General features: G+C 45.8%; 10 protein-coding genes. 2 read left to right on the forward strand and 8 right to left on the reverse strand.

All coding sequences use genetic code 11. The annotated features are described in order from the left end of the window. Positions 1-226 (forward strand): polyprenyl synthetase family protein (locus tag AB4653_RS03390; RefSeq protein WP_372103328.1); only part of this gene is annotated, 226 nt, incomplete at its 5' end. A gap of 21 nt (positions 227-247) precedes the next feature. After that, positions 248-2,131, forward strand: a complete 1,884-nt coding sequence (dxs, locus tag AB4653_RS03395) for a 1-deoxy-D-xylulose-5-phosphate synthase (protein WP_009847466.1) — start codon at positions 248-250, stop codon at positions 2,129-2,131. Between the two features lie 159 nt (positions 2,132-2,290). Here the strand turns inward: dxs and pgpA are convergent, their stop codons facing one another. The 8 genes from pgpA to nrdR all read right to left on the reverse strand — a co-directional run bounded on the left by pgpA (position 2,291) and on the right by nrdR (position 8,607). Beyond that, positions 2,291-2,797, reverse strand: a complete 507-nt coding sequence (gene pgpA, locus AB4653_RS03400; protein WP_009847467.1) for a phosphatidylglycerophosphatase A — start codon at positions 2,795-2,797, stop codon at positions 2,291-2,293. Then, positions 2,797-3,771, reverse strand: coding sequence for a thiamine-phosphate kinase (gene thiL / locus AB4653_RS03405; RefSeq protein ID WP_009847468.1), 975 nt, complete (start codon positions 3,769-3,771; stop codon positions 2,797-2,799). Before thiL ends, pgpA begins: the two co-directional genes overlap by 1 nt. A 115-nt stretch (positions 3,772-3,886) precedes the next feature. Then, positions 3,887-4,354, reverse strand: coding sequence for a transcription antitermination factor NusB (gene nusB / locus AB4653_RS03410; protein WP_004734399.1), 468 nt, complete (start codon positions 4,352-4,354; stop codon positions 3,887-3,889). Further along, entirely contained in the window at positions 4,354-4,824 is a 471-nt protein-coding gene (gene ribE / locus AB4653_RS03415; RefSeq protein ID WP_004734398.1) for a 6,7-dimethyl-8-ribityllumazine synthase, read from the reverse strand. The genes nusB and ribE overlap by 1 nt, the downstream gene beginning before the upstream one ends. Before the next feature lie 280 nt (positions 4,825-5,104). Then, positions 5,105-6,214 (reverse strand): bifunctional 3,4-dihydroxy-2-butanone-4-phosphate synthase/GTP cyclohydrolase II, encoded by a 1,110-nt coding sequence (ribBA, locus tag AB4653_RS03420; protein ID WP_017096788.1) that lies wholly within the window; start codon positions 6,212-6,214, stop codon positions 5,105-5,107. Positions 6,215-6,322: 108 nt separating this feature from the next. Further along, a complete protein-coding gene (locus AB4653_RS03425) occupies positions 6,323-6,979 on the reverse strand; it encodes a riboflavin synthase (RefSeq protein WP_102257773.1) in 657 nt (218 codons plus the stop codon). Between the two features lie 52 nt (positions 6,980-7,031). Continuing rightward, entirely contained in the window at positions 7,032-8,117 is a 1,086-nt protein-coding gene (ribD, locus tag AB4653_RS03430; protein WP_102257860.1) for a bifunctional diaminohydroxyphosphoribosylaminopyrimidine deaminase/5-amino-6-(5-phosphoribosylamino)uracil reductase RibD, read from the reverse strand. A 40-nt stretch (positions 8,118-8,157) separates the two neighbouring features. Continuing rightward, positions 8,158-8,607 (reverse strand): transcriptional regulator NrdR, encoded by a 450-nt coding sequence (gene nrdR / locus AB4653_RS03435; RefSeq protein ID WP_004734394.1) that lies wholly within the window; start codon positions 8,605-8,607, stop codon positions 8,158-8,160. Positions 8,608-8,701 lie beyond the last annotated feature (94 nt).

The raw sequence follows: 8,701 nt of genomic DNA on the forward strand, positions 1-8,701 counted from the left end.
GGATGATATTTTAGATATCATTAGCGATACCGAAACTTTGGGTAAACCACAGGGCTCTGATCAAGAATTGAACAAAAGCACCTACCCTTCTTTGTTAGGTTTAGAGGGCGCTCAAGAAAAAGCGCAAACTCTGCTACAGGAAGCGCTTCAAGCTTTGGCTGCAATCCCATACAATACCCAGTTACTCGAAGAGTTCGCCCGATACGTCATCGAGCGCAAGAACTAAGACAATAAGCGCGCATTACCTATGACTCTTGATATATCCAAGTACCCAACTCTTGCTTTGGCTGATAAGCCAGAGGATTTGCGTCTACTTCCAAAAGAGACGCTTACACAGCTTTGTGATGAATTACGCACCTATCTTCTAAACTCAGTGAGCCAGTCAAGTGGCCACTTAGCATCGGGCTTAGGTACGGTAGAGCTAACCGTTGCTCTGCACTACGTGTACAACACGCCTTTTGACCAGTTGGTTTGGGATGTTGGTCACCAAGCCTACCCGCACAAGATCCTTACAGGTCGTCGTGACCGCTTATCGACTATCCGTCAAAAAGATGGACTGCATCCATTCCCATGGCGGCAAGAGAGCGAATACGACACGCTTTCTGTTGGTCACTCTTCAACATCGATCAGCGCCGGACTTGGTATGGCGATCAGTGCGAAGAAAGAGGGCAAGAACCGTAAAGTCGTCAGTGTGATTGGTGATGGCGCGATTACCGCAGGTATGGCCTTCGAAGCGATGAACCACGCGGGTGATATTCACAATGACATGCTGGTTATCCTGAACGATAACGAGATGTCGATCTCTGAAAACGTCGGTGCGCTAAACAATCACCTAGCTCAAGTTCTTTCTGGCAGTCTTTACACGTCAATTCGTGAGGGCGGCAAGAAAGTGCTATCGGGCGTTCCGCCGATTAAAGAGCTCGTTCGTCGTACAGAAGAACATCTAAAAGGCATGGTTGTCCCTGGCACCATGTTTGAAGAGTTAGGCTTTAACTACATTGGTCCGGTTGACGGTCACGATGTGAATGAGCTGATTAAAACGCTGAAGAACATGAGAGACCTAAAAGGCCCTCAGTTCCTGCATATCATGACCAAGAAAGGCAAAGGCTACGAGCCAGCAGAGAAAGATCCAATCGGTTACCACGGCGTTCCGAAATTCGATCCCGCACACTCAAGTCTGCCTAAGAGCACCAGCTCGAAACCAACTTTCTCTAAGATTTTTGGCGACTTCCTGTGTGATATGGCTGCGCAAGATCCTAAGCTGATGGCAATTACGCCAGCAATGCGTGAAGGTTCTGGCATGGTGCGTTTCTCGAAAGAATACCCAGAACAGTACTTCGATGTAGCGATTGCTGAGCAGCACGCAGTGACACTAGCAACGGGTATGGCGATTGCGGGTGATAAGCCGATTGTGGCTATCTACTCGACGTTCTTACAACGTGGCTACGATCAACTGATCCACGATGTCGCTATCATGGATCTACCGGTTATGTTCGCTATTGACCGTGCAGGTCTTGTTGGCGCCGATGGTCAAACACACCAAGGTGCGTTCGACTTAAGCTTTATGCGCTGTATTCCAAACATGGTGATCATGGCACCAAGCGACGAAAACGAATGTCGCCAAATGCTATACACTGGCCACCAGCACACAGGTCCAAGTGCCGTTCGTTATCCTCGTGGTAATGGTATGGGCACCGAGATTCAAAGTGAGTTTACTGCGCTAGAGATTGGTAAAGGTCGTATCGTTCGCGAAAGCAAAAAAGCAAAAGATGGCTCGAAAGTCGCTATCCTAAGCTTCGGTACTTTCCTTGAGAGTGCACTTCAAACCGCAGACGCTATCGATGCGACAGTGGCTGATATGCGCTTTGTGAAGCCACTCGATGAAGCTTTGATCAAACAACTTGCTGCAGACTACGATGTACTTGTTACTATCGAAGAAAACGCAATAGCAGGTGGTGCGGGCGCGGGTGTGATTGAATTCTTGATGCAAGAGAAACTACTGATGCCAGTATTGAATCTTGGCCTCCCAGACAAGTTTATTGCTCAAGGAACACAGGATGAGCTGCATGAAGAGCTTGGCTTAGATGCGAAAGGCATTGAGAAGTCGATCTCTGACTATCTTGCTAAATAGCCTTAACACGTAAGCTCGTAAGCTCGTAAGCTCGTAAGCTCTAAAATCGTAAGCAATAAAAGCAATAAAAGCAAAAAAGGTTGGCCCTAGGGTCAACCTTTTTAGTATCCGAGACTTAGCTTAATGTGCTTGCAACTAAGTCTTAATCCTTTAGCTAACTTAAACTAACCAGCCCGCGAAATGTGCCACTGCGTACAAGGCAACAGCCGCCATAATACCCGCCACGATATCATCAATCATGATACCTAAGCCGCCGTGTACTCGTTTATCTAGCCAGCCAATAGGCCAAGGCTTCACCATATCGAAAAAGCGAAATAGAACAAAACCAGTGAATAACCATTTCCAGTCATCCGTAGGGATATTCAATAAAGGCACTAGGCCCATGGTGATCCAAAAGCCCGCAAACTCATCCCATACGATAGAGCCATGGTCGTGTACACCCATATCATCAGATGTCACCTGGCAGATCTTGATACCGATAATACAACTAACAACCACTACTGCGACATAAGCAGGAAACGGTAACTGAACCAGCAATAGATAAAATGGAATCGACGCAAGCGTGCCCATTGTGCCTGGAATAATCGGCGATAAGCCACTGCCAAAACCCGTAGCCAATAAGTGCCAAGGATTTTTAAGAGAAATAAGAGAAAGTGGATTTGTCATCAATTAACCTTAAAGTGATCGTAACCAGTTAAGTTCCAGCTTAGTGGTTCACCATTATTGTGTAATTCAAAATATTCTACAGGTCTTATCTGGCCAATGCAGGTGACTTTTGTACCTGTGTGCGACAAAGCACTTTCCAATGAACCTTTATTCTCTTCCGGCACGGTAAAGCAGAGTTCGTACTCTTCACCACTGGTCAATGCATACTGCTGTGCAGAACCGGTATCAGAAGAGAATTGAAGTAATTCAGCGGAGATTGGTAACGCACTCACATCAATGCTTGCACCGACCTGAGAACGCTTAAGGATGTGTTTTAAATCGGCAATAACGCCATCAGAGATATCAATAGCCGATGAAGCTAGGTTCACGAGCGCCTGCCCCGCCAATACTCGTGGAGAGCTGATGTAGTGCCTCTCTTCTAACTCAAGTGCATAAGGCTTAGCTTTGTTCTGTTCTGGGTCTAATATCACCTCTAGCCCAGCTTTGCTGTCACCTAAGTTACCCGTTACGTAAATCCAGTCCCCCACTTTCGCGCCATCTCTGCGTAGTGCTCGGCCTTCTGGCACAAAGCCCTGTACAGTCAGCGTTAAACTCAGCGGCCCTTTGGTCGTGTCACCACCAATAAGTTGAATACCAAAATAGTCTGCAAGTTTGAAGAAGGAATCACAGAAGGGAGCAAGCCATTCTTCATCGATTTCTGGCATGGTTAACGCAAATGAAACCCAGGCAGGCGTCGCACCCATCGCCGCAAGGTCGCTAATGTTCGAAGCCAACGCCTTGTGTGCTACCCATGCCGGATTCGCCTCTGTTAAGAAGTGAGTGCCCGCAACTAAAGTATCCGTGCTAATCGCTATCTGAACATTACTTGGCGCTTTGACCAAAGCACAGTCATCGCCAGCAGCCAGATGTACGTCTTTACGTTGTGGTTGTCGATTTACAAAATATTTTTCAATCAGGTTAAATTCGCCAGACATCACATGCCCTATCTTTAGTCTTCATACAAATCACCGTAATTATTGATATTACAGAAATTTAGTTACAAAAAAGGCCAGCATAAAAGCTGACCTTTAGATTCAATATACGAACGTCTTATTTCTTACGAACGTGCGGTGCAGCTTTATCAAGCACACCGTTAACAAACTTATGGCTGTCTTCTGCTGCGAATACTTTCGCAAGCTCGATAGCTTCATTGATAACCACTTTGTATGGTACATCTTCGCGACGAGTCATCTCGTACATAGCTAAACGTAGAAGCGCTAGTTCCATCAAATCCAAATCTTGCATAGGGCGAGATACGAATGGACGAAGCTTGCTATCAAGTTCCATGTGGCTAAGAGCAACACCAGTTAGTAGGTCGCGGAAGTATGCAACGTCTGTTTCTGGCATAGCTAGAGCAGGTTCTGCGGCATGATGCTCTTCTTCATCATACTTACCACCAGATAAGAACTGTTCTTCAACGGTAGCAATATTTTCTTTAGTAATTTGCCAAGAATAAATTGCTTGTAGAGCAAATTGACGTGCGTTACGACGTGCGGCTGGTTTCACACTGGCCCCCATTAGGAATCGATTTCAGAAAGAACGTTGATCATCTCAAGTGCGCTAAGTGCGGCTTCTGCACCCTTATTACCAGCCTTGGTTCCTGCGCGTTCAATAGCTTGATCGATCGTATCAACAGTAAGAACACCAAACGCTACTGGAAGAGAAAATTCCAGAGACACTTGTGCCAAACCTTTATTACATTCACTACAAACATAGTCAAAGTGAGGTGTACCGCCACGGATTACTGTACCAAGAGATACAATCGCATCGAACTTACCTGTTTTTGCAACGCGTTGCGCTACAAGTGGAAGTTCTACTGCACCAGGGCAACGAACAACAGTGATGTTGTCTTCGCTTACTTGTCCATGACGCTTTAAAGTATCGATTGCACCAGAAAGTAAACTTTCGTTAATAAAACTGTTGAAACGAGCAATAACGATAGCAATTTTTGCATTTGGCGCTGGGAAGCCACCCTCGATCACTTTCATAAGCCTTCCTTTAACTATTTTCATCAAGTGAGAATCGCCGGATTCTAGCACAAAACTGTGAGCAATATCTAATGCTAATTTAGAAGAACAGACACCGGAGATGTAAAGATGATAACGCAGCGCTGCTGCCAACCATATTGGAGCAGCAAGTAGCCAAACTTGTGTATTCAACACGTTTTGAATCGGGCTTGGCTACTTTACTCTTTTATCGTAATTAACCTCTAAAAGAGCCACTGAAATCATCGGTAAATTATGTCGCTATAAACGGACAGACGTCATCTTACTCGCAAACGTATTCAACAACATTAAGGCCAAAACCACCCAATGCGTGGTAACGCTTAGTGCTTGAAGACAACAAACGCATATCATGAACACCTAGGTCTTGTAGAATCTGAGAACCCACACCAACACGACGAGAAGTACCTTGTTTCTTAGCCATGGTTGGTTGCTCATTCTTATCTTGAGCTTCGAACGTCTTCACTTTATGAATCAAAGAATCAGACGACTCTTCGTTGCCAAGAATAACCAGCACACCGCCTTCATCGCCAATGCGCTTCATCGCTTTATCTAGCGACCAGCTGCGCTCGGTACCACGGTCTGAATGAAGCAGATCGGTAAACGTGTCATGCAGGTGAACACGCACCAAAGGAGCACCTTCGGTTAAGCTGCCTTTTTGCATTGCATAGTGGATCTGGTTATCAATCGTGTCACGGTAAGTCACAAGCTCGAAATCACCAAACTCTGTTGGCAAATGACATTGTGCAACGCGCTCAATCGTTGTTTCTGTGTTGTTACGGTATTCGATCAAGTCAGCTATGGTGCCTAGCTTGATGTCATGCTTTTCTGCGAACACTTCAAGATCAGGGCGACGTGCCATGGTGCCATCGTCATTTAGGATCTCAACGATAACAGACGCTGGCTCACAGCCTGCTAACCGAGCTAAGTCACAACCTGCTTCAGTATGGCCTGCGCGAGTTAGAACACCACCTTCTTGAGCAGTCAGAGGGAAGATATGGCCAGGTTGAACTAAGTCAGCCGCTTTTGCGTCTTTTGCCACAGCAGCTTGAACGGTAACAGCGCGGTCTGATGCAGAAATACCGGTTGTTACGCCCTCTGCCGCTTCAATCGAAACCGTAAAGTTAGTAGTGTATTGAGCGTTGTTGTCTTGGACCATAGGCGCTAAACCCATGCGGTTTGAACGCTCTTTGGTCAGTGTTAAACAGATTAAGCCACGGCCATACATCGCCATGAAGTTAATCGCTTCTGGCGTAACATGTTCTGCTGCCATGATCAGATCGCCTTCATTTTCGCGATCTTCATCATCCATCAGGATAACCATTTTCCCTAGGCGAATGTCTTCAATAATTTCTTGAGGAGTACTAATTGGCATTGTTCTATATCCTTTGAAATGGTTCTGCTTCCTAGAACCGACACTATTTAAACCTGATGATATTGCTCGCTTTTACAAAGTGATGTTTAGTGCACTTTATACCAACGGTTAGGCAAAACCATTCTGCTGTAAGAATTCCATTGTTAATCGAGAGTCAGGCTCAGACTCTTGCTGCTGGCCTTGCAGTAAACGCTCCATATAGCGCGCTAATACATCGACTTCTAGATTCACTTTGCGACCAACATTGAATTGATCTATGGTCGTTTCTGAAGAGGTATGAGGAACGATAGTCAGCTTAAAGGCATTCTTGCGTAAATCATTCACCGTCAAGCTAATACCATCAACGGTGACTGAACCTTTTTGAGCTACGTACTTTGAGATCTCTGCTGGCATTTCTACCCAAAACTCAATTGCACGGCCAACTTGGTTGCGTTCAACAATCTCACCCACGCCATCAACGTGACCAGACACAATGTGTCCACCGAAACGCGTGGTTGGTAACATTGCTTTCTCAAGGTTAACTTTATCGCCCGCTTGGTAATCGACAAAACCCGTTTTTTTCAGGGTCTCAAGCGAAAGATCTGCACTGTAGCTGTGGTCGTTAAACTCAACCACCGTCAAACACACACCATTGGTCGCGATACTGTCGCCTAACTTAACGTCAGCCATATCAAGATTACCAACATTAACCGTTACGGTGATGTCTTCTCCGCGGGGAGTGATTGCACTCAATGTACCTACGGCTTCTACAATTCCTGTAAACATTTTAAAACTCTTTTTGTTGTCAACGACACGTATGCTGTTGGAATGACTATTTCTACTGTGGTTTCGTCGCGATAATAGGTTTCGCGACGATGCGAATATCCACACCAACCTGTCGAACATCTTTAATTTCTAGGTCAATCACATCAGACATTGAAGTGAGCCCTAATGCGCCCATCAAACCTCGTCCATCACTGCCCATTAGTTTAGGTGCTAAATAGAGGATTAGCTCATCCACTAACTGCGCTTCAATCAAGCTTTTTGCCAATGTAGCACCCGCTTCGACCCAAATATGGTCGATATGATTCGCAGGTAATTGGCGCATCAAATCGTGTAAATCGAGCTGACCTGCATCTGTGGTTTCGACTTCAATATCAGCAGAGGTTTCAGCGACTCTCAATACCGATGTTGGAGTTTGGAATAACTTGAGCTCAGGATACAGTTGATTTTGGCGATCAAGAATCACGCGAATTGGCTGACGAAGTTCATCTTCAGCGTAATGAGCTTTAATACTGCTTGGCAACTCTGCCCAGCGAACATTCAACGAGGCGTTGTCTTCAATCACCGTCTGGCTAGTTGATAACACAGCGCCTGATTTTGCTCGGTAGTTCTGAACATCACGACGCGCTTCTGGCGATGTGATCCACTGGCTTTGACCATTTTCCAATGCCGTTTGCCCATCAAGGCTAGCGGCCATCTTTAACTGAACGAATGGCATGCCCGTTTGCATACGCTTGATAAATGCAGGGTTCAAGTCGAGAGCATCTTGCTCTAATAAACCGATTTCAACCTCAATACCCGCATCGCGTAGCATTTTGATACCACGACCTGCAACTTTTGGGTTTGGGTCCTGCATGGCACAAATCACTTTGGCTACTTGAGCCTTAATCAAACCTTCAGCACAAGGTGGCGTTCGACCATAGTGCGAGCAAGGTTCTAGCGTGACATAAGCAGTCGCACCTTTTGCTTTGTCGCCCGCCATTCGCATAGCATGTACCTCAGCATGAGGCTCACCGGCTTTGGCATGAAAACCTTCGCCAACGATCTGACCGTCACTGTGTACGATGACACAGCCAACATTAGGGTTTGGTGCAGTGGTGTAAATGCCGCGTTTTGCTAACTGAATAGCACGCGACATCATTTGAAAATCTAGGGGAGTAAAGTTTGACATGATTGAGGAGTTAGTCCTCTAATTTAGCGATTTCTTCGCCAAACTCTCGGATGTCTTCAAAGCTGCGGTAAACAGAGGCAAAACGAATGTACGCCACTTTGTCCAATTCTTTCAATTGGCCCATCACAAGGTTACCAATCATTTCGCTTGGTACTTCACGCTCACCAGTTGCACGGAGTTGTGACTTAATCGTACTGATCGCAAGTTCAATCGCATCAGCACTCACTGGGCGTTTTTCTAGGGCGCGCTGTACACCACCCACCATTTTATCTTCATTAAATGGTTCGCGGTTTCCATTCGACTTTATGACTTTAGGCATCACAAGTTCTGCCGATTCGAAAGTCGTAAAACGTTCACTACATGCAAGGCATTGACGGCGACGACGAACCTGATGGCCATCGGCTACCAGTCTTGAATCGATTACTTTAGTGTCGTTCTCTGAACAAAAAGGACAATGCATATCACCTCCAAATAATTGAATATCAGTGTAACGGAATTGCCAAACGTTAGGAAAGAAAAAGGGCCAATTAAGGCCCTTTTGTGTGGTAATTCAT

It is taken from the genome of Vibrio sp. 10N.222.48.A3 (assembly GCF_041475345.1).
GTDB classification, from domain to species: Bacteria; Pseudomonadota; Gammaproteobacteria; order Enterobacterales; family Vibrionaceae; genus Vibrio; species Vibrio tasmaniensis_A.

What these genes read in the sequence shown, in the direction of transcription:
- dxs (WP_009847466.1), top strand. Translation starts at nt 248, where the DNA reads ATGACTCTTGATATATCCAAGTACCCAACTCTTGCTTTGGCTGATAAG.
- pgpA (WP_009847467.1), bottom strand. Translation starts at nt 2,797, where the DNA reads ATGACAAATCCACTTTCTCTTATTTCTCTTAAAAATCCTTGGCACTTA.
- thiL (WP_009847468.1), bottom strand. Translation starts at nt 3,771, where the DNA reads ATGTCTGGCGAATTTAACCTGATTGAAAAATATTTTGTAAATCGACAA.
- nusB (WP_004734399.1), bottom strand. Translation starts at nt 4,354, where the DNA reads ATGGGGGCCAGTGTGAAACCAGCCGCACGTCGTAACGCACGTCAATTT.
- ribE (WP_004734398.1), bottom strand. Translation starts at nt 4,824, where the DNA reads ATGAAAGTGATCGAGGGTGGCTTCCCAGCGCCAAATGCAAAAATTGCT.
- ribBA (WP_017096788.1), bottom strand. Translation starts at nt 6,214, where the DNA reads ATGCCAATTAGTACTCCTCAAGAAATTATTGAAGACATTCGCCTAGGG.
- AB4653_RS03425 (WP_102257773.1), bottom strand. Translation starts at nt 6,979, where the DNA reads ATGTTTACAGGAATTGTAGAAGCCGTAGGTACATTGAGTGCAATCACT.
- ribD (WP_102257860.1), bottom strand. Translation starts at nt 8,117, where the DNA reads ATGATGTCGCGTGCTATTCAGTTAGCAAAACGCGGCATTTACACCACT.
- nrdR (WP_004734394.1), bottom strand. Translation starts at nt 8,607, where the DNA reads ATGCATTGTCCTTTTTGTTCAGAGAACGACACTAAAGTAATCGATTCA.